Origin of the sequence: Bizionia sp. M204, assembly GCF_023205095.1 — a bacterium.
In the GTDB taxonomy this organism is placed as follows: domain Bacteria; phylum Bacteroidota; class Bacteroidia; order Flavobacteriales; family Flavobacteriaceae; genus Algorimicrobium; species Algorimicrobium hallyeonense.
This window is the reverse complement of the sequence record NZ_CP046242.1, coordinates 43,703-63,595: the sequence shown is the minus strand read 5'-3', so window position 1 is coordinate 63,595 and position 19,893 is coordinate 43,703. Positions and strand designations below refer to the sequence as shown.

19 protein-coding genes are annotated in these 19,893 nt (G+C 34.7%); 5 read left to right on the top strand and 14 right to left on the bottom strand.

What is annotated here, in order from left to right; genetic code table 11:
* The first annotated feature begins 125 nt into the window (after nt 1-125).
* Both GMA17_RS00275 and GMA17_RS00270 read left to right on the top strand, forming a co-directional pair.
* Entirely contained in the window at nt 126-1,223 is a 1,098-nt protein-coding gene (locus GMA17_RS00275) for a DUF748 domain-containing protein (RefSeq protein ID WP_248397837.1), read from the top strand.
* A gap of 76 nt (nt 1,224-1,299) precedes the next feature.
* Nucleotides 1,300-3,132: a Xaa-Pro dipeptidyl-peptidase gene (locus GMA17_RS00270; RefSeq protein ID WP_248397834.1), complete on the top strand. Its 1,833-nt coding sequence runs from the start codon at nt 1,300-1,302 to the stop codon at nt 3,130-3,132.
* Nucleotides 3,133-3,195: 63 nt separating this feature from the next.
* Here the strand turns inward: GMA17_RS00270 and GMA17_RS00265 are convergent, their stop codons facing one another.
* From GMA17_RS00265 to GMA17_RS00250, 4 genes are all read right to left on the bottom strand, one after another.
* Nucleotides 3,196-4,275: a hypothetical protein gene (locus GMA17_RS00265; protein WP_248397831.1), complete on the bottom strand. Its 1,080-nt coding sequence runs from the start codon at nt 4,273-4,275 to the stop codon at nt 3,196-3,198.
* A gap of 28 nt (nt 4,276-4,303) precedes the next feature.
* Nucleotides 4,304-5,074, bottom strand: a complete 771-nt coding sequence (locus GMA17_RS00260) for a hypothetical protein (protein WP_248397828.1) — start codon at nt 5,072-5,074, stop codon at nt 4,304-4,306.
* Nucleotides 5,061-5,642, bottom strand: a complete 582-nt coding sequence (locus GMA17_RS00255; RefSeq protein WP_248397826.1) for an RNA polymerase sigma factor — start codon at nt 5,640-5,642, stop codon at nt 5,061-5,063. Before GMA17_RS00255 ends, GMA17_RS00260 begins: the two co-directional genes overlap by 14 nt.
* Before the next feature lie 62 nt (nt 5,643-5,704).
* Entirely contained in the window at nt 5,705-6,682 is a 978-nt protein-coding gene (locus tag GMA17_RS00250; RefSeq protein WP_248397823.1) for a polyprenyl synthetase family protein, read from the bottom strand.
* Between the two features lie 328 nt (nt 6,683-7,010).
* Between GMA17_RS00250 and GMA17_RS00245 the strand changes: the two genes are divergently transcribed.
* Nucleotides 7,011-8,168, top strand: coding sequence for a T9SS type A sorting domain-containing protein (locus GMA17_RS00245; protein WP_248397821.1), 1,158 nt, complete (start codon nt 7,011-7,013; stop codon nt 8,166-8,168).
* A gap of 306 nt (nt 8,169-8,474) precedes the next feature.
* The gene (locus GMA17_RS00240) at nt 8,475-9,296 is read left to right on the top strand and encodes a T9SS-dependent choice-of-anchor J family protein (protein WP_248397819.1); all 822 of its coding nucleotides are present in this window, start codon (nt 8,475-8,477) and stop codon (nt 9,294-9,296) included.
* Between the two features lie 56 nt (nt 9,297-9,352).
* On the opposite strand, the gene rlmN is transcribed toward GMA17_RS00240, so the two are convergent.
* The 10 genes from rlmN to GMA17_RS00190 form a co-directional block, all read right to left on the bottom strand.
* Nucleotides 9,353-10,393 carry a 23S rRNA (adenine(2503)-C(2))-methyltransferase RlmN gene (gene rlmN, locus GMA17_RS00235; RefSeq protein WP_248397816.1) on the bottom strand — a complete coding sequence of 347 codons (1,041 nt, stop codon included), beginning with the start codon at nt 10,391-10,393 and terminating at the stop codon, nt 9,353-9,355.
* A gap of 69 nt (nt 10,394-10,462) precedes the next feature.
* Nucleotides 10,463-11,512 carry a tRNA preQ1(34) S-adenosylmethionine ribosyltransferase-isomerase QueA gene (gene queA, locus GMA17_RS00230; RefSeq protein WP_248397815.1) on the bottom strand — a complete coding sequence of 350 codons (1,050 nt, stop codon included), beginning with the start codon at nt 11,510-11,512 and terminating at the stop codon, nt 10,463-10,465.
* A gap of 101 nt (nt 11,513-11,613) precedes the next feature.
* Complete coding sequence (locus GMA17_RS00225; RefSeq protein ID WP_248397813.1) at nt 11,614-12,843, bottom strand: 3-phosphoshikimate 1-carboxyvinyltransferase; 1,230 nt, start codon at nt 12,841-12,843, stop codon at nt 11,614-11,616.
* A gap of 3 nt (nt 12,844-12,846) precedes the next feature.
* Nucleotides 12,847-13,173 (bottom strand): nucleotide pyrophosphohydrolase, encoded by a 327-nt coding sequence (locus GMA17_RS00220; protein WP_248397811.1) that lies wholly within the window; start codon nt 13,171-13,173, stop codon nt 12,847-12,849.
* Nucleotides 13,173-13,625 carry a D-aminoacyl-tRNA deacylase gene (dtd, locus tag GMA17_RS00215; protein ID WP_248397809.1) on the bottom strand — a complete coding sequence of 151 codons (453 nt, stop codon included), beginning with the start codon at nt 13,623-13,625 and terminating at the stop codon, nt 13,173-13,175. Before dtd ends, GMA17_RS00220 begins: the two co-directional genes overlap by 1 nt.
* A gap of 50 nt (nt 13,626-13,675) precedes the next feature.
* Nucleotides 13,676-14,626: a ribosome small subunit-dependent GTPase A gene (gene rsgA / locus GMA17_RS00210; protein ID WP_248397807.1), complete on the bottom strand. Its 951-nt coding sequence runs from the start codon at nt 14,624-14,626 to the stop codon at nt 13,676-13,678.
* A 60-nt stretch (nt 14,627-14,686) separates the two neighbouring features.
* The gene (locus GMA17_RS00205; protein WP_248397805.1) at nt 14,687-15,769 is read right to left on the bottom strand and encodes a bifunctional 3-deoxy-7-phosphoheptulonate synthase/chorismate mutase type II; all 1,083 of its coding nucleotides are present in this window, start codon (nt 15,767-15,769) and stop codon (nt 14,687-14,689) included.
* Nucleotides 15,770-15,859: 90 nt separating this feature from the next.
* Nucleotides 15,860-16,711 (bottom strand): prephenate dehydrogenase, encoded by an 852-nt coding sequence (locus GMA17_RS00200; RefSeq protein ID WP_248397802.1) that lies wholly within the window; start codon nt 16,709-16,711, stop codon nt 15,860-15,862.
* 4 nt (nt 16,712-16,715) lie between these two features.
* Nucleotides 16,716-17,858 (bottom strand): pyridoxal phosphate-dependent aminotransferase, encoded by a 1,143-nt coding sequence (locus tag GMA17_RS00195; RefSeq protein ID WP_248397800.1) that lies wholly within the window; start codon nt 17,856-17,858, stop codon nt 16,716-16,718.
* Nucleotides 17,858-18,682 carry a prephenate dehydratase gene (locus GMA17_RS00190; protein ID WP_248397798.1) on the bottom strand — a complete coding sequence of 275 codons (825 nt, stop codon included), beginning with the start codon at nt 18,680-18,682 and terminating at the stop codon, nt 17,858-17,860. The genes GMA17_RS00195 and GMA17_RS00190 overlap by 1 nt, the downstream gene beginning before the upstream one ends.
* A gap of 310 nt (nt 18,683-18,992) precedes the next feature.
* Between GMA17_RS00190 and gldA the strand changes: the two genes are divergently transcribed.
* Nucleotides 18,993-19,892, top strand: a complete 900-nt coding sequence (gene gldA, locus GMA17_RS00185) for a gliding motility-associated ABC transporter ATP-binding subunit GldA (RefSeq protein WP_248397796.1) — start codon at nt 18,993-18,995, stop codon at nt 19,890-19,892.
* Nucleotide 19,893 lies beyond the last annotated feature (1 nt).

Below are 19,893 nucleotides of genomic sequence, written 5' to 3'. Positions count from 1 at the left end.
GGTTTTAGTTTAAAAAATTTAACGTGCTACAAATATAGTTTTAATACTGAAAATATGTTAAATCATTCTAAAAGAAAGGTCAAATAATAAGGCATTTGGTTATCTTAAATTTTTAAATTCTAAAAATGACTCCAAAAAATAAAAAGCCGGTTTATCGTAGAAAACGTTATACTATTCCCATTATAATAATTGTCCTTTTAGTCGCTTTTCGCATGTATTTGCCTACGTTGGTTAAAAACCATGTTAATTCCATACTTAAAGATTTACCGGGATATTATGGTCACGTTAAAGATATAGACATTGCACTTATTCGCGGCGCCTATGTTATTGATGGTTTGTATTTGAATAAAGTAAACGCAGAAACCGAAATACCGTTTTTAAAATTTCCTAAAAGCGATATTTCTATCGAATGGAAATCCTTATTCAAAGGTAAAATAGTGACGGAAGTTATCATGTCTAACCCAGAAATTAGTTATGTTTTTGAGGATCAAGAAACGGAAGCAGGCACACCGGAGGCTGATGCAGACGATTGGACTAAAGCATTAACTGAAATTATTCCAATCGATATTAACCATTTTGAAATTCACAATGGAAAATTTTCATTTTTGCAAATGCAAGCAGAGCCACAAATTGATTTGAATTTCACAGAAGTTGAATTTACTGCTGATAATTTACGCAATGTGGTTTCTAAAGAAAAAACACTACCATCGCCCATTCATGCTACTGGAAAATCTATTGGTGCTGGAAACATGACATTGGATGGTAAAGTCAACTTAATTAAAGAAGTTCCAGATATGGATATTGCCTTTTCTTTGGAAAAAGTAGATATGACAGCTTTAAATGATTTTACCAAACATTATGCAAACATCAATTTTGAACGTGGAAATTTTGGTCTATTTAGCGAAATTGCTATAGCTGACGGGTATTTAAAGGGGTATATGAAACCGCTTTTAGCAGACTCTGTGCTAATTGGTAAAGACGATAATTTTATTGAAACATTATGGGAAGGATTTATAGGATTCTTTAAATTCGCATTAAAAAATCAGAAAACCGATACCTTAGCAACCAAAATTCCTATTGAAGGAGATTTAAATAACGTAGGGACTAAAGTGTGGCCCACAATTACCAGTATTTTTAAAAATGCCTGGATTGAAGCTTTTAAAGGTGTCGTTGATGATGATATTGAATTTCAAGATGCCTTTCAAGAATCTAATGATGAATAACCTAATTTTGATGTGCCAATTAAAATACTAAATTGGTTACTCTATTTTTTTTTAAATAATTAAACGCATTTTTATTATGAAACAACACGTTCAATGGTTTGTATATAGTATACTCTCCTTATTTAGTATTTCCTTGGTGAGTGCACAAGAAAAAGCCATCCCTGTTTTTGAAAATGGCGAAGCGCAAATAGTCGAAGCCTTTAATAATACAAAGGATTGGATTCGTCATGACTTATGGGTTGAAACTACTTTTGACACGGATGGCGATGGTAAGATGGACCGGATGCACGTAGCAGTTACACGACCTAAACAAACCGACACTGAAGGTTTAAAGCTTCCTATTGTATATGAATCTAGTCCATATTATGCTGGTGTTGCTGGCGAAGTTGACGGCTTATTCTGGAATGTAAATCATGAACTTGGTGAGGAAGAAAAGCCAAGAACCAAAGTAGAAGTAAAACGTACTGGTGAACGCCCTATAATTTCCAATTCGCAAATTCGGACGTGGGTTCCACGTGGTTATATTGTGGTGCATTCCTCATCGCCAGGAACGGGATTATCACAGGGTGCACCTACCGTTGGCGGCATCAATGAGTCTTTAGCACCAAAAGCGGTTATTGACTGGTTAAATGGTCGTGCAAAAGGTTATACAACACCGGATGGTAACGAAACTGTAGAGGCCTTTTGGAGTACTGGAAAAGTAGGTATGACTGGAACCAGTTATAATGGAACTATTCCATTGGCAGCGGCTACAACAGGTGTTGAAGGTTTGGAAGCTATAATTCCTGTGGCACCAAACACATCATACTATCATTATTACCGTTCTAATGGTTTGGTACGCTCACCAGGTGGTTATCTTGGTGAAGATATTGATGTGTTATATGATTTTATTCATAGCGGTGACGAATCCAAACGCGCTTATAATAATAGGACTGTTCGCGATACGGAGATGAAAAATGGTATGGATCGAGTGACTGGCGATTATAATGACTTTTGGGCTGGACGTGATTATTTAAACCAAATGAAGCCAATGACAGCAGCTTTATTAATGTCTCACGGTTTTAATGATTGGAATGTGATGCCAGAACACAGCTACCGTATTTATCAAGCCGCTAAAGACATGGGATTACCCGTTCAAATTTATTATCACCAGTTTGGTCATGGAGGTCCACCCCCAATGTCTATGATGAATCGTTGGTTTACGCATTATTTGCATGGTGTTAATAATGGTGTAGAAAATGATGCGAAAGCATGGATTGTTCGTGAAAATGACGACAGACTAAAACCTACGGCTTATGAAGATTATCCAAATCCTGATGCCAAACATATAACACTTCATTTAGGAAAAGGTGGCAAGACAGCAGGTCGTTTAACACCAATACCAGCAAAAAAACAAGGACAGGAAACCTTGGTTGATGATGCCACAGTTTCCGGAATAGATTTAGCACAAGCATCAGAATCTAAAAAAAGGTTATTATATACATTACCAACTTTAACCGAAGACCTGCATATTTCTGGTTTAGCCAAAATATCCGTTACACTTGCTAGCAGTAAACCAGCTGCCAACTTATCTGTTTGGTTAGTGTCTTTACCGTGGAATGGAGAAAAAGGTGCCAAAATTACAGACAATATTATAACGCGTGGTTGGGCAGATCCTCAAAACCATAAATCTATTTCCGAGAGCGAACCATTAAAACCCAGCAAGTTTTATACAGTTAATTTCGATTTACAACCAGATGACCAAGTTATTCCTAAAGGGCAACACATTGGGTTAATGATTTTTTCTAGTGATAATCAATACACCATATTGCCAAAACCTGGAACGGAATTAACCATTGATTTAGATAAAACAACGTTACAACTTCCTATTGTTGGCGGTAAAGACGCCTTGGAAAAAGCAATTAAATAATAACAAACAAAAAGGCTTCAATTACATTGAAGCCTTTTTTACTAATTCAAATAACACTTAAATCTAATCCATGTCAAAGCGCAATCCTAATGAAATATTGTTTTGGTCAATGGCTTGATCTTTAAATATGGTTGACAAATCATATTTAGCGTAAATACCAACATTTCCCCAAGACACATAACTACTTAAACCGTAAACAAAATTATTGGTGTTGTAATCCTTAAATTTATCTTTTTGCTTACTGCCATTTTCATCATACTTTAATTTTTGTAAGGACTGCATGACAATGCCACCGTAACCTCCTATTCCGAATTTGAATTTCTTGTAAGTAGAATATCTAAAATAATCATCGCGTTCTATTTTCTTTGAAGGCCCAAATTCAAAATGCATTGGAATGACTAAATTGGTTGTTCTAAATTTTGATTTATTTAAGTTTAGTGGGTGTTCTTCCAATGTAACCACGTCATTTTCTTCCGTGAAATACAAATTATCTTTAATGTCTAATTTGTTCCATTGCACAGATAAACCGTATTTAAAACGAACGGCATTCGTGTTTTCAAAAATACGTGTCTTCCAAGCCCAACCTAATTCCACAAATCCTGAACCTCCTATTTTGTAAGGTGAATCGTTTAAGGATTGCCCTTCAATAATAGCATTATTAAACCCGATGGCAAAAACTAAATCACTCGTGGTTCTCCGGTCATAAACAACAGGCTTCTTTTTTGTTTTTGGTCCAATATAAATACTCTTCACGTCGTACTCATCAGAATCCTTGTTTTTGCCAATTTCCAATGTAAAACCGTCTAAATTAGCACCCGTATCCTGTGTAACATGCGCATTGCGTTCTAATAATGCGATACGATTTTCAATAATTGTTAAACGATTTTCAATATTTAATGCGTGCTTTTCCGCTGCAGCCGATTTTAATTTGGAGGCTTCTTCATAAGAAATTTCCTTATTATCCAAGCGGACATTAATAGCTTCCACAGCCTGTTTTAACTGTTCTTTTTCTTCATTTTGAACTAGCGTTTTCTGGTTCTCGAGCTGTTCAATTTTTTCGCTGTTATTTACTTCTTGTGCGTAATTAACATATACGACACAGGTGAGCATAAAGCCTACTAAATATTTAATACTGTTTTGCATAACTGTTTGATTTGAAATTGATGAATTATTAATTATTACGGTCGGCCACCGCTGTTTTTACAATGGTGAAGTTTGTTTTTATGGTTTCAAAAACTTTATCTCGAAAGGATTTTTCCAAATCCATTTCCACGTCTTCTAATAAATTATTGGGGTTAATAGTATAATTTGTTTCATCTGAACCTGACACAGACGAAACCTTGGATGTTGCTTGTTTCAATAAGGCTTCTACTTCCAAATTTAAATCGGAATCAATAATCCCATTGGCAGTTTCGTTTTGGACAATCATATTTTCAGTCGCTTGGTTGTTAATTATTTGTTTGGCCTCTTCAGAGGTTTTTTCCACATCAGACGTATTGTTGGAAATCACTTCACGCGACTCATCTTTATCCACAGCGGCATAACGTTTTGCTGATACTTTTTGTCTTTTTGAAGTTTGATAATTAGCGGAACTCTTCGTAGCTAAATCTTCAACTAGACTACTGTTTTCTTTATCAGAACTAGTAACCATTTTTGGTGTTTCTACTTTGGAATCAATCTCCAGATTATTTTCAGAAGATGTTTCGACTACCACTGGATTTGATGTCTTTTCTATTTCCTGAAAAGGTTGAAAAGTATTCACTACAAACAACAAACCAATAATACTTGCAGCAATACCGATAAACCAGATATATGTATTTGATGATTTTTTATCTTGCTTATCCAATGATTCCGATAACTGATTCCAAGCATTAGACGACGGTTGAATTTGACGTTCCTCCAATGTTTTCTTTATATTAATTTCAAATTTATTTGGTGCCATATTGCGATGAATTAAGTACTTGTAATTGTTGTTGAAGCTGCTTTCGCGCTTTAAATAATTGCGATTTAGAGGTGCCTTCCGTAATGTTAAGCATATCTGCAATTTCTTGATGTTTGTAGCCTTCAATAGCATACATAACAAAAACTATTTTATAACCTTCGGGAAGCTGATCAATTAATTGTTGAATTTGCGCCACATCCATATTACTATGCACATTATTATAACTCTCTTGGTATTGATTTGATTCTATATCATCTACAGGAAATTCAATTTTTTTAGCTTGACGCAAATAAGAAATAGCTTCGCGAACCATAATTTTTCGCAACCACCCTTCAAAACTTCCCGTATCCTGAAATTGTTTTAAATGTGTAAATGCTTTAAGGAAACCGTTAAGCATGACTTCTTCGGCTTTTTGGAAATCTTTTACATAAAACCGGCAAACGCTTAACATTTTAGGCGCATGTGTATCAAAAAGCACCTGTTGGGCTTCGCGATTATTTTTAGCTGCCTTTTTAATAAGATTCGTGTTATTTTTATGTAGTTGAATAACCTTCAAAATTGCTTTCATTAGAGCTTCTATTAATAAAGACGCAAATTTTGTACTAAAGGTTGCCTGACGCTAAAAAAAAATTATTTTTTGCGCTGAATAACGTAATTCACCATAAGTTCTAATGAATCGCGAAAATCGGATTTAGGATAGGTATTAAGTATTTGTAAAGCTTCCTCTTGAAAAGCTTTCATTTTAACAATGGCATAATCTAAACCACCGTTTTCTTTAACAAATGCAATGACTTCGTTTACTCTTTTTTTATCTTTATTATGATTTTTTATGGAATTGATAATCCAATTTTTATCTTTTTTAGAAACGGTATTCAGCACATAAATTAAGGGCAAGGTCATTTTTTGCTCCTTAATATCAATACCTGTTGGTTTACCAATTTTCTCGGTACCATAATCAAACAAATCGTCTTTAATTTGAAACGCCATACCAATAAGCTCTCCAAATTTACGCATACGTTCTACATGATCTGAATCTGGTTTTACGGATGCGGCACCCAAGCTGCAACAAGCTGCAATTAAAGTTGCTGTTTTTTGACGAATAATTTCATAATAAATAGCTTCGGTAATATCGAGTTTTCGGGCTTTTTCTATTTGAAGCAATTCACCTTCACTCATTTCACGAACAGCAATAGAAATGATTTTCAATAAGTCGAAATCATTATTATCAATAGAGAGTAACAAACCTTTGGACAACAGGTAGTCCCCAACTAAAACGGCAATTTTATTTTTCCAAAGTGCATTAATAGAGAAAAAACCACGTCGTCTATTACTATCATCCACCACATCATCGTGCACTAACGTTGCTGTATGAATCAATTCTATAACGGATGCACCCCGATATGTACGCTCACTAACTTCGCCATTGGAAACCATTTTAGCAACCAAAAACACAAACATAGGTCGCATTTGTTTTCCTTTTCTATTAACAAGATAATGGGTAATCCTATTTAGCAGCGCCACTTTAGAAGACATAGCCAACTGAAACTTTTGTTCAAAAAGTTCCATTTCATAATCTACCGGCTGTTTTATTTGTTCTACTATTTTCAAAAGCAAATATGGCTATTGTGGAATGGCGAAATTACTAAAAAAGCCAGTGAAAAACTAACATTGATTCTGGTAGACACATATTTAAAAAAAAATTATAACAATTGTTTGTTAAGGGTGTTTTGAATTTGAAGGTTAGAACCCAAATCTTATATGTAAATGGCATAACTAACACGAAATCAGTGAACTTATGCTTTCCTGATACAGGCCTTTCAATAAAAGGATTCGAGTAGCTTTTTAGATTTTTTTTTGTAGCCAAAATCTTATGGGATTTGTGAAAATAAACAATACCTTTGGCGTTAACTTTTTTTAAAAATTAAAATTAACAAACATGAAAAAAATTACTTTATTTTTATTTTTATTGACTATTTCCTTTTCTTTTGGACAGGTTGTTTTAAACGAAAATTTTGATGCTGGTCTTTCTACACCAACAGGTTGGTCTAACACGGATTTAGCAGCTGGAGGCGTTTGGACTTTTGAAACAGGTGGAGAAGCGCCATTCTTCGGTGCGGCAAATGATGTTTTATACAGTGCGGCTGGATTTTCTGGCAGTTATGCCATGTTCAATAGTGATGCTTATGGTAATGATAGTGCACCAGAAAATGCGGCTTTAATAAGTCCTGCTTTTGATTGTTCAGCATTAACCGTTATAAAATTAACTTTTAATCAACTTATTCTTACGGAATATGGCGGCGAAGGTTATGTAGAAGTGTATAATGGTACATCATGGGTACAAGTTGCTGTTTATGATGAGACTACAGTACCTGCGCCTGACTATTTTACTCTTGGCGCTGTAACAATTGATGTTTCTGCTGAATTGGCTGGTGTAACTAATGCACAAGTTAGATTTAGATGGGTAGGCGACTGGTCTTATTATTGGACATTAGACAATGTAATGGTTCAGCAGCCAACAGGTTCTGCTCCTAATCCAGTAACAACTCCAACACCTGCTGACGGCGCAGTTGATGTATTTGTAGACCCTACAAATGGCGACTATCTTGTAGCTTTTGATTGGAGTCCTGCTACAACTGGCGATGCTGCAACTTCTTATGATGTTTATTTAGGTGATGCTGCCAACAATCTTAACTTATTAGGAAACACTCCAAATGATATGGTAAATATTACTGGAATGGATTATTCTACAGAATACTTCTGGCAAATAGTTGCTAAAAATCTTGCTGGAGAAGCTGTGGGATCTAGCACTTGGAGCTTTACAACAGAAGAAGATCCATTATTATCTGTTGACACAAACACGCTTGAATTGTTTTCAATTTATCCAAATCCTGTTAACAATTATGTAACCATCAAGACGACTTTAAACATTAATTCTGTTGAAATAATCAATCAATTAGGTCAGCGTGTGTTACTTGTAAATGAAGCAAATATTGTAAATAATACGATTAATGTTTCTACATTAAGTAATGGTATTTACTTTATGAATATTTCTGCTGAAGGCAAAAAGCAAACAATTAAAATAGTTAAAGAATAACGACTATTTTAATTAAACATAAAAGCGCTACTTTAATTATAAAGTAGCGCTTTTTTTATGGCTTTTTATCCGCCAACTTCAAACATTAACCATTAAATCAGATAATAAGCTATACCGTGGTTTCCATGTTCTACTAATTGCAAACAGCCATTAGGATTATTGAGAGAATGAGGTAATTGAAAGAACTGCATACTACAATAACATATTCATAACTATAAATTGGTTAACATGTTAAAATCGTACGAAAATCGCTTAAATAATTTAAATTTTGTATTTTTATTTATTAATCTCGAAAATAATAATATTATGAAGAAAATTACTTTATTATTAACTATTTGTCTTACCATTTCATTTAGTGCCAAAGCACAATTATTCTCGGATGATTTTGAGGATCAAGACATTTCAGATTGGACACTTTTAGACGAGGATGGTGACGGCTTTAATTTCATAGCTTATGACCCTAGTATTGCACAAAACGGTATTAATAATTATATGTCGTCTGAATCATGGAATCCAACACCAGGTGCTTTATTCCCAAACAATTATGCCATATCACCTGCTATTGATGTAACTAATAATATTGATATGGTTTTAAACTATTCAGTAGGAGGTGCAGATCCAGATTATTCTGCAGAGGTGTATACCGTTTATGTTTCAACAGGAAATACCATTGCCGACTTTATGAATCCAGCCATAACTGTAAGTTTTAATGAAGATTTAGGTAACGACGCGGCAGCAGCAGGTGCATTTGTTAATAGAAGTTTAAATTTATCAGCTCTGGACGGTTCTTCAACTATTTATATTGCTTTTAGACATCATGACGTTTCTGATCAATTTATTTTAAACTTTGATGATGTCAGTTTAGTAGGTACTTTATTAAGCACTGACGAATTCGCATTAAATTCCATGTTTATTGGTTGTAAAGACAAAGTAGTAACCATTTATAATCTTCAAGGAGAGGCTAATTATCGCATTTTGAATATTGCAGGACAAGAAGTTCTTAACGGAAATACACGTTTAGAATCTCAAAACATTGATGCCGGCAATTTAGCTTCTGGAATTTATATTGTAGAGGTTACAGATGCTAATTCTAACGCACAAAAAAGAAAGAAAATAGTTATTGAATAATTATAAATAACTACTATTAAATTAAAAAGGCTACTTATAATTAAGTAGCCTTTTTTTTATGAACTCTTATTGGCTAACTGCCCGCAAGCGGCATCAATATCTTTACCTCGTGAACGTCTTACGGTAACTGTAATATTATTTTTTTCTAGCATGTTTACATACATATCAATAGCCTCATCATGTGCTTGTTGAAACATACCATCATCAATTGGGTTGTACTCAATTAAATTCACCTTACTAGGCGCAAACTTACAGAATTCTATTAAGGCATCAACATCCTTTTTTTGATCATTAATTCCTTTCCAAACCACATACTCGTAGGTAATTCTATTTTTTGTCCGTGCATACCAATACTCCAAAGCTTCGCGTAAATCCTTTAAGGGAAACGTAGCATTAAAAGGCATAATAGATGTTCGCACCTCATCGATGGCGGAATGTAAGGAAACGGCTAATTTAAATTTAACCTTTTCATCTGCCATTTTTTTTATCATTTTAGGTACACCTGACGTGGATACCACAATGCGTTTTGGCGACATACCTAAACCTTCAGGTGATGTTATTTTATCAATGGCTTTCAGCACATTGTTGTAATTCATAAGCGGCTCACCCATTCCCATAAACACAATGTTGCTTAAAGGTCTGTCATGATAAAGTCTACTTTCATTGTCAATAGCAACCACCTGATCATAAATTTCATCTGGATTTAAATTACGCATACGCTTTAATCGTGATGTGGCACAAAACTTACAATCCAAACTACAACCAACTTGACTAGATACACACGCTGTTGTGCGCGTTTTAGTAGGTATTAAAACCGATTCCACAACTAACCCATCATGTAGCTTAACCGCATTTTTAATCGTGCCATCACTACTCCTTTGCATATCGTCCACCTTAATATGGTTAATGACAAAGTTATTTTCTAGCATAGCGCGTGTTTCCTTGGACAAGTTTGTCATATCCGCAAAACTATGTGCCGATTTACTCCAAAGCCATTCATAAACCTGATTACCACGAAATGCTTGATCGCCTTCTTTTTCAAAAAAGTCTCGTAATTGGTCTTTGGTTAAAGCACGGATATCTTTTTTATCACTCATATAAGATCTATAAAACGTAAAAAAATAAAATGAAAAAGCCTTGTAAAAACAAGGCTTTAATCATGTTTATTATATAATTAGCATGGCATCACCATAACTATAAAATTTGTACTTTTCTTTAACAGCCTCATCATACGCTTTCTTAATAAAGTCATGACCAGCAAAAGCGGAAGCCATCATTAAAAGTGTTGATTTTGGTGTATGGAAATTAGTAATCATGCAATTGGCTATACTAAAATCGTAAGGTGGGAAAATAAATTTATTGGACCAGCCATCAAACTCATTCAAGGTTCCACTGGACGAAACAGCACTTTCTACAGATCGCATTGCTGTTGTACCAACGGCACAAATGCGTTTTTTATCTTTAATTGCTTTATTAATTATATCTGTTGTTGGTTTCTTAATAATGATTTCTTCACTATCCATTTTATGCTTGGATAAATCTTCAACCTCAACAGGATTAAATGTTCCTAAACCAACATGCAAGGTTACATCCGCAAACTTAACGCCTTTAATTTCTAGGCGCTTTAATAGATGTCTCGAGAAATGTAAACCAGCTGTTGGAGCTGCAACGGCACCTTCATTTTTTGCAAAAATAGTTTGGTAACGCTCTTCATCTTCTGGTTCCACTTCACGCTTGATGTATTTAGGCAGTGGCGTTTCTCCAAGTTCGGTTAATTTTACGCGGAAATCTCTGTAAGAACCATCATATAAAAAACGAAGTGTTCTACCTCTAGATGTGGTATTGTCAATAACTTCAGCGACTAAAGATTCGCCTTCACCGAAATACAATTTATTACCAATACGGATTTTTCTAGCTGGATCTACCAACACATCCCAAAGACGCTGTTCTTCATTTAACTCTCGTAATAAAAATACTTCAATACGCGCACCTGTTTTCTCCTTATTCCCGTATAATCTTGCTGGAAAAACTTTGGTGTCGTTTAAAATCATGACATCATCTTCATCAAAATAATCGATAATATCTTTAAACATTTTGTGTTCAATTGTTTGATCTTTTCTGTTTAATACCATTAAACGTGACTCATCCCTGTTTTCAGAAGGATATTCCGCTAATAACTCCTCTGGTAACTCGAAGTTAAAATGCGATAATTTCATTTTTTTGATAGACGTATATGTTTTAGAAGTTAATAATTTTACTCGCAAAGATTGCAAATATACAACCTGAAAGTAGGCGTTGTCAAGTATTTAGCCATTTATTATTCAGATAGCCTAATTCCAGTGGCTTTCAAGTCGTTCCAAAATGACGGATATGATTTTGAAACCACGCCAGCATCATGAATAACCAGGTCTGTTTTTAATGCTAATGGCGCAAAAGCCATAGCCATTCTATGATCGTTGTAGGTATCTATGGCAATATCTTTTTTTATGGTGGTCGTTGCTTTTAATTGCAAACTATCTTCCGTAATAATTACAGTAGCGCCTAATTTTTCTAATTCTGTTTTTAAAGCCACTAACCGATCCGTTTCTTTAATTTTGAGCGTATGTAAACCTGTTAAGTGACACGCTATTCCTAAACCGAAGCAGGAAACAGCAATGGTTTGAGCAATGTCTGGCGCGTTAACTAAATCTAATTTTATGTTTACAGAAGAATTTATTTTAGCTACTTTTTTTAGTGTGATGCTTTTCTCCTGAAATGATGTTGAGACTCCAAATTGTTTGTAAATTTTAGCTAAAACAGAATCGCCTTGCAAACTATCCATGTTATATGATGTTAACGAAATTTCAGTTTCCATACGGCTTAAAGCTATTAAACTGTAAAAATAGGAAGCTGAAGACCAATCGCTTTCAACGGTTAATTCGCTGTTTTTTAATTCTTTTAATGGTTTAATTTCAATAATATTATTTTCAAAAAAGGTTTCCACACCAATCTGATTGAGTAACTGAAGGGTCATTTTTATATATGGAATGGACGTGATTTCGCCATCTAACGTTACATATAATCCATTTTCCAATTTAGATCCAATAAGTAATAAAGCCGAAATATATTGACTACTTACAGCTGCTTTAACAGTCACTTGATTGTTAGTTAGTTTCCGACCTTCTATTTGCAAAGGTGGAAATCCAAGGTTTTCAAGATAAGAAACATCTGCTCCTAATTGATTTAAAGCATCAACCAGAATTTGAATGGGACGTTCTTTCATGCGCTTGGAACCTGTTATGGTCACCGTTCGGTTTTCTTGAACCGCAAAATAAGCCGTTAAAAATCGCATGGCGGTTCCAGCATGATGCACATCTATAGTATTTGAATCTGAAGACAACGCTTTTGCCATAAAAACCGTGTCGTCAGAATTGGATAGATTATGAATCTGAATTTCAGGATACAAGGCTTGCAGCAATAACAATCTGTTGGATTCACTTTTAGAACCCGTAATATTGATTGGAGATTGCTGGTTTTTGATTACTGACTTTTGGAGTTTGAGATTCATAAACTACTTCAACTTCGGGTTATTCTGATGACGCTCATGGTCGCGTTTGGTTTTAATATCTAATTGTTTATCAAAAGCAGCTTGCAAGTCAATACCCGTTTGGTTTGCTAAACATAAAACCACAAAAACAACATCGGCTAACTCTTCGCCTAGATCCTTATTTTTATCGCTTTCTTTTTCGCTTTGTTCGCCATAACGACGGGCAATAATTCGAGCAACTTCCCCAACTTCTTCAGTTAGTTGTGCCATATTGGTCAACTCGTTAAAATACCGAACACCATGTTCTTTTATCCATTCATCAACGGCTAATTGTGCATTTTCAATATTCATTAGTCTTTGTTTTTAGTATCTATAATAATCGTAACAGGGCCATCATTAATTAATGCCACTTGCATATCGGCACCAAACTCACCCGTTTGAATCTGTTTTCCTAAAACCGTCTCCATTTGCTTAATAAAATCCTGATACAACGGAATAGCCACATCTGGCTTTGCCGCTTTTATATAACTGGGTCTGTTACCTTTTTTTGTATTGGCATGTAACGTAAATTGACTGACTACAATAATATCACCTTGATTATCTAATATGGAATTGTTCATGACGCCTTCTGTATCTGGAAAAATACGCATATTCACAATTTTATTGGAAAGCCACGTAATATCTTCGGCTGCATCGTCATTTACAATGCCTAATAACACCACTAAACCAGAATTTATAGACGCTACTTTATCATCATTAATTGTAACACTTGCTTGAGAAACCCTTTGAATAACTGCTTTCATGTAAATAAGAAATTAATTTTTGGGGAATAATAGTGATTGGTTTTTAAATATTATTTCATCCATTCTTCCGTTCGGAAATGATCTTCATCACCTTCTAGGATTTGTAGATAACTTCGGTAACGCGATGCGGCAATGTCATTAGCTTCCAAGGCATCTTTAACAGCACAATGTGGTTCTTCTACATGAATACAATTATTAAACTTGCAGTCTTGTTTTAAGGCGAAAAACTCTGGAAAATAATCACTAACTTCTTCCTTATCCATATCTACCACACCAAAACCTTTAATGCCTGGCGTATCAATAATTTTGGCATCAAAACTTAAGTCGAACATTTCAGCAAAAGTTGTTGTGTGTTGCCCTTGCGAATGTTGCGCTGAAATAGCTTTTGTTTTCAAATCCAATTCCGGCTCAATGGCATTGACTAAAGTAGATTTTCCAACTCCTGAATGTCCAGCAAACATGCTAACCTTCCCGGTCATTAAACCTTTAACCTTTTCAATATTTTTTCCAGTTGTTGCCGAAATACCAATACAATCATAGCCAATTTTCCGATATACATGAGCTAGATATTTCACCTCATTCAACGTGTCTTCGTCATAGGTATCTACTTTATTAAAAAGCAGAATCGTTTTGATGGAATACGCTTCAGCCGTCACCAAAAACCGGTCGATAAAGCTTGTAAATGTTGGTGGATTATCAATGGTTATTAATAAAAAAACCTGATCAATATTGGCAGCAATTATATGGGTTTGTTTGGATAGGTTAACCGATTTTCGAACAATATAATTTTTCCGATCATGAATTAGGGTTATCACACCAACAGGCTCTTCGTTATTGTCATAATCCAGATCAAAATCCACACGATCACCAACAGCTACCGGATTGGTACTCTTGATTCCTTTCATTCGAAACTTACCCTTAATACGACATGGGTAAACGGCACCTAAATCCGTTTTTACGGTGTACCAACTTCCTGTAGATTTATAAACGATTCCTGTCATTATTACAAAGATGCGATATTAATTTTTAGCGAAAAATTAATCGGTAAAAAAACACATGATTTACTTATTGATAATTTTTTCCTGATGGTTTATCGATTCTTGGTGTACGGCTTTAAAAACTCGTAAAATAAACTCTTCGCTTAAATTCTTTTCTTCGCCTTGGAGAATCATTTTACCTAAAATTTCATTCCAACGTTTAGTTTGTAAAACAGCAACGTTATGTGCTTTTTTAAGCGCTCCAATATCATCAGCCACTTTCATACGCTTGCCGAACATATCAATTAATTGATGGTCAATTACATCAATTTGCGTTCGCATGGTATTGATTTTATTTTTGAATTCGGTGGCTTCACCTGTTTCTTTTCTAATCTTTAAATCGTCCATAAACTGAACCAGCGTTGCTGGTGTAATTTGCTGGGCAGCATCACTCCACGCATTGTCTGGATCAAAATGGGTTTCTACCATTAAACCATCATAATTTAAATCGAGGGCCGTTTGGCATAAATCGAAAATAATATCACGACGCCCAGCAATATGCGATGGATCTAAAATTAGCGGTAAATCTGGAAACCGATTTTGCAAATCGATTGGTAATTGCCATTCTGGATTGTTTCTGTAACGTGTTTTTTCATAGGTTGAAAACCCGCGATGTATAACACCCAAATTTTTAATATCAGCCGTATAAAACCGCTCCACAGCGCCAAGCCATAAAGCCAAATCTGGATTCACAGGGTTTTTTACCAAAACAGGTTTATCCGTTCCTTTTAGAGCATCTGCAATTTCTTGAACAATAAACGGACTAACGGTTGTGCGTGCACCAATCCATAGTACATCAACATCATGTTTTAACGCTAATTCCACGTGATTGGCATTAGCTACTTCCGTTGCAATTAACATCCCCGTTTCTTCTTTAGCTTTTTGCAACCATTTTAAACCTAAAGCACCAACACCTTCAAAATTCCCAGGTCTTGTGCGTGGCTTCCAAATTCCTGCTCTTAAAACTGTAGCATCTGTATCTTTTAATTGGTGGGCTATTTTTAAAACTTGTCCTTCTGTTTCTGCACTGCAAGGCCCAGCTATTACTAACGGATGATCTAATCCGAAGTTATGTAACCAGGTTCCTAATTCTTTTTTATTTTCCATAATCTTCTTTTTTTATTTCGAAAAAACAAACTCCAATTGCTTTTAAAGTAAATCCGTTTTGGATTTTAGTTTTTGGAATTTGATTTTAGCTTATTGTATTCCGTTTAATATATCTTTAATGTAATTTGTAACCGACATTTCTTTGTGAATTTCCTCAAAACGATCCGTTTCTAAATAGGTTTTAAACGTGGTTAAGTTTTGAATATATTCGTCTAAAGTTTCTATAACATTGGTTTTATTTTGCTTAAAAATGGGTGTCCACATGTCTGGCGAACTTTTTGCCAATCGCACTGTAGATGCAAACCCACTTCCTGCCATATCAAAAATATCGCGTTCATTTTTTTCTTTTTCAATAACCGTTTTGCCTAACATGAACGCGCTGATGTGCGATAAATGCGAGACATAGGCAATATGTTTATCATGTGCCTCCGGATTCATATACCGAATGCGCATACCCATAATTTTGAAAATACTTAATGCACGCTCCTGCAATTGAAATGCTGTTTTTTCTACTTCGCAAATAATATTTGTTTTTCCTTGAAACAAACCAGCAAATGCTGCTTTTGGGCCTGAAAATTCCGTTCCTGCAATAGGATGGGTTGCTAAAAAGTTTCGCCGTTTTGGATGATTTTCAACAGCCTTACAAATAGCCACTTTAGTAGAGCCTGCTTCCATAACCAAAGCATTATCATGCACTAAATCCAATACTTTTGGTAAAACCGTTACGGCTGCATCTACAGGAATGGTTAAAATAACGGCATCTGCATGTTTTACATCTTCAAACTCTGCTTTCTCATCAATTATTTTTAATGCTAAAGCGTCATTTAAATGGTCTTCATTTGTATCGATTCCAAAAATGGTAATTTCAGGATTCAAATGCTTGATATCTTTGGCTATACTTCCGCCAATTAATCCAACACCAATAATATATATGTTTTTCATAGTATTAAATTCTAGCTAACGCTTCTTCAATTATTTCGGTACTTGCACATAATGAAAAACGCACATAACCTTCACCATTACTTCCAAAAACGGTTCCTGGTGCTATAAAAATGTTTTTCTCTTTTAATAATAAATCTACAAACTCTTCCGATTTCATAAAAGGTGGTAATTTGGCCCAAACAAACATGCCACTCGTGTTTTTATTATAGGTACAATTTAGTGCATCAGCCAATTTCCAAATAAGTTGCCGTCGTTCTTCATAAACCTGATTCAGACTTACATGCCATAATTTAGAGCAATTTAAAGCTTGAATAGCTGCTTTCTGAATGCCAAATAACATACCAGAATCCATATTACTTTTCACCTTTAAAATAGCGTTTATATATTCTGCTCTTCCAAGCACCATTCCTACGCGCCAACCAGACATATTAAAGGTTTTGCTCAACGAGTTTAACTCCAAACACACGTCTTTAGCGCCTGCAATTTGAAGCATACTTTTTGGTTCCTTGTTTAAAACAAAACTGTATGGATTATCATTAATTATTAAAATAGTATGCCGTTTGGCAAATGCAATAAGTCGCGTAAAAAAAGCATCACTTGCATTCGTTCCTGTTGGCATGTGGGGATAATTAACCCACATAATTTTTACTTTAGATAAATCCTGTTCTTCCAACGCCTCAATATCTATAAGCCAATTTGAAGATTCCGTTAAATCGTAAAAAACAGGTTTCGCTCCTACTAATTTAGTGACCGATGTATAGGTTGGATAACCTGGATTAGGAATCAATACTTGATCTCCCGGGTTTAAAAATGCCATAGAAATATGCATGATACCTTCTTTACTTCCCATTAATGGAAGGACTTCTGTGGAAGGACTTAAATACACATCATACTGATCTCTGTAAAAAGACACAATGGCTTCACGAAATTCTGGCAACCCTTGATAGCTTTGATATTGATTAGCTTTAGGATGTTTAAAACTATCCGTTAAAGTATTTATCACTTTTTGTGGTGGATTTAAATCCGGACTTCCGATACCTAAATTAATTATAGGCTTTCCGTTTGCCATGAGTAATGCCACTTCTCGTAGTTTTTTTGAAAAGTAGTATTCCTCTACAGTTTGTAAGCGATTGGCTAATTCAATCATTATTTTGCGTGTTTGTATTGTCCTAAGATTTTGAAGTCTTGGGCCATAATTTCTAGTATTGAGCTTGCTTTTTGAAAATTGCTATAGGAATCAAAAGTGACATCCACAAAAAAAGCATACTTCCAAGGAGTTTCAATTTTTGGAAGCGATTGTATTTTGGTTAAATTTAATTGGCAATCGCTCATCACATTTAAAATAGTTGCTAAACTGCCACGTTTGTGTTCTAATTCGAATTTTAAAGACGCTTTATTGGTTTCTTCATTCGAAAAGTCTGCATTATCACGTTTTACAATCACAAAACGAGTTTCGTTACGCTGAATGGTTTGAATGCTTTTAGCTAAAATTTCTAACTTGAATAAATCGGCTGCTAATTGACTTGCAATAGCTGCAACACCTTTTAATTGCTGCGTTTGAATGCGTTGAGCCACTTCAGCTGTATCTTTATCTTCAATTAACTTTATATGTGGATGTGTTTTAAAAAATGCTTTACACTGCAACAAAGCCATAGGATGCGAATACACCTCTTTAATATCCTGAATTTCTTGTTTTGGCAAAGCCATTAAATGGTGTTGAATATCCAAATACTGCTCGCCTACAATATGTAAATCATGCGTATCAATTAATGCATAATTGGGAATAATAGATCCCGCAATAGAGTTTTCAAGCGCCATAACAACGGCATCTGTTTTCTTGTTTAATAAGGAGTTTACAGCTTCATCAAATGATAAACACTCCAATAATAGGACTGAATCTCCAAAATATTGCTGTGCAACAATATGATGAAATGACCCTTGTATTCCTTGTATGGCTACTGCCTTTGTCATGTTGTTTTCTTTATTACATTTCAAAACCAAACTAGTATAAACAAAAAAAGTCCCGATTAACATCGAGACTTTAAATAGTTTAATTTTATGATTAAAAATTACACATACAGCGTCTCGTTCCTTTTGTTAAAAAAGAAATAATACCAATTGTAATATGTGTTATTCGTACTTGTGTTCATAATTCGAAAGGCTAAAGTAGTTAATAAAATGAAAAAACAAAATCTTTTTTATTTATTTTAAGAATATAAGGTTTTCGTTGTACGTTCCATTTCATATTTATATGTTATTTTTGAAAAAACGTAATTACTTTATGTCTATTGAAGTTGAAAACATCAGCAAATTATACGGCTCTCAAAAAGCGTTAAATCAAGTTTCTTTTAAAGTTAATAAATCGGAAATCGTGGGTTTTCTTGGCCCAAATGGCGCTGGAAAATCTACCATGATGAAAATTTTAACCACCTTTATTGAGGCCTCGGAAGGCCACGCCAAAGTAAATGGTTTTGATGTTAATTCTGAAAAACAAAACGTTCAGCAAAGTGTTGGGTATTTACCTGAGCACAATCCGTTGTATTTGGACCAATATGTGAAGGAATATTTGGCATTTAATGCATCAGTCTACGGTGTGGATAAAAAGCGTATTCAAGACGTAGTTGAATTAACAGGATTAACGCCTGAAGCCCATAAAAAAATTGGTCAACTTTCCAAAGGATATAGGCAACGTGTGGGTTTAGCAAATGCCTTATTACACAATCCGGATGTGTTGATTTTAGATGAACCTACAACGGGTCTGGATCCAAACCAATTGGTGGATATTCGGAATTTAATTAAATCCTTAGGTAAGGAAAAAACGGTGTTCTTGTCTACACATATTATGCAAGAAGTGGAAGCCATGTGCGACCGCGTTATTATTATCAATAAAGGTGAAATTGTAGCAAATAAAACATTAAAAGAACTGCGCGACGATAAAGAACAGATAGTAATCGTGGAATTTGATTATCGTGTAGAAACCGTTTTTCTAGAGAAATTACCGCATGTAAAAGACGTTGTGAATGTGCATGATTTTATTTATGAAATTACTTTTGCAACCGCTGAAGATATGCGTTCTCATGTGTTTGATTTTGCTCATGATAACGAATTGAAAATTCTGCAATTAAATCAGAAAAATGCGAGTTTGGAAAGTTTGTTTCGGGAGTTAACAGCCACTAAATAAT

What these genes read in the sequence shown, in the direction of transcription:
- GMA17_RS00275 (WP_248397837.1), top strand. Translation starts at nt 126, where the DNA reads ATGACTCCAAAAAATAAAAAGCCGGTTTATCGTAGAAAACGTTATACT.
- GMA17_RS00270 (WP_248397834.1), top strand. Translation starts at nt 1,300, where the DNA reads ATGAAACAACACGTTCAATGGTTTGTATATAGTATACTCTCCTTATTT.
- GMA17_RS00265 (WP_248397831.1), bottom strand. Translation starts at nt 4,275, where the DNA reads ATGCAAAACAGTATTAAATATTTAGTAGGCTTTATGCTCACCTGTGTC.
- GMA17_RS00260 (WP_248397828.1), bottom strand. Translation starts at nt 5,074, where the DNA reads ATGGCACCAAATAAATTTGAAATTAATATAAAGAAAACATTGGAGGAA.
- GMA17_RS00255 (WP_248397826.1), bottom strand. Translation starts at nt 5,642, where the DNA reads ATGAAAGCAATTTTGAAGGTTATTCAACTACATAAAAATAACACGAAT.
- GMA17_RS00245 (WP_248397821.1), top strand. Translation starts at nt 7,011, where the DNA reads ATGAAAAAAATTACTTTATTTTTATTTTTATTGACTATTTCCTTTTCT.
- GMA17_RS00240 (WP_248397819.1), top strand. Translation starts at nt 8,475, where the DNA reads ATGAAGAAAATTACTTTATTATTAACTATTTGTCTTACCATTTCATTT.
- rlmN (WP_248397816.1), bottom strand. Translation starts at nt 10,393, where the DNA reads ATGAGTGATAAAAAAGATATCCGTGCTTTAACCAAAGACCAATTACGA.
- queA (WP_248397815.1), bottom strand. Translation starts at nt 11,512, where the DNA reads ATGAAATTATCGCATTTTAACTTCGAGTTACCAGAGGAGTTATTAGCG.
- GMA17_RS00225 (WP_248397813.1), bottom strand. Translation starts at nt 12,843, where the DNA reads ATGAATCTCAAACTCCAAAAGTCAGTAATCAAAAACCAGCAATCTCCA.
- GMA17_RS00220 (WP_248397811.1), bottom strand. Translation starts at nt 13,173, where the DNA reads ATGAATATTGAAAATGCACAATTAGCCGTTGATGAATGGATAAAAGAA.
- dtd (WP_248397809.1), bottom strand. Translation starts at nt 13,625, where the DNA reads ATGAAAGCAGTTATTCAAAGGGTTTCTCAAGCAAGTGTTACAATTAAT.
- rsgA (WP_248397807.1), bottom strand. Translation starts at nt 14,626, where the DNA reads ATGACAGGAATCGTTTATAAATCTACAGGAAGTTGGTACACCGTAAAA.
- GMA17_RS00205 (WP_248397805.1), bottom strand. Translation starts at nt 15,769, where the DNA reads ATGGAAAATAAAAAAGAATTAGGAACCTGGTTACATAACTTCGGATTA.
- GMA17_RS00200 (WP_248397802.1), bottom strand. Translation starts at nt 16,711, where the DNA reads ATGAAAAACATATATATTATTGGTGTTGGATTAATTGGCGGAAGTATA.
- GMA17_RS00195 (WP_248397800.1), bottom strand. Translation starts at nt 17,858, where the DNA reads ATGATTGAATTAGCCAATCGCTTACAAACTGTAGAGGAATACTACTTT.
- GMA17_RS00190 (WP_248397798.1), bottom strand. Translation starts at nt 18,682, where the DNA reads ATGACAAAGGCAGTAGCCATACAAGGAATACAAGGGTCATTTCATCAT.
- gldA (WP_248397796.1), top strand. Translation starts at nt 18,993, where the DNA reads ATGTCTATTGAAGTTGAAAACATCAGCAAATTATACGGCTCTCAAAAA.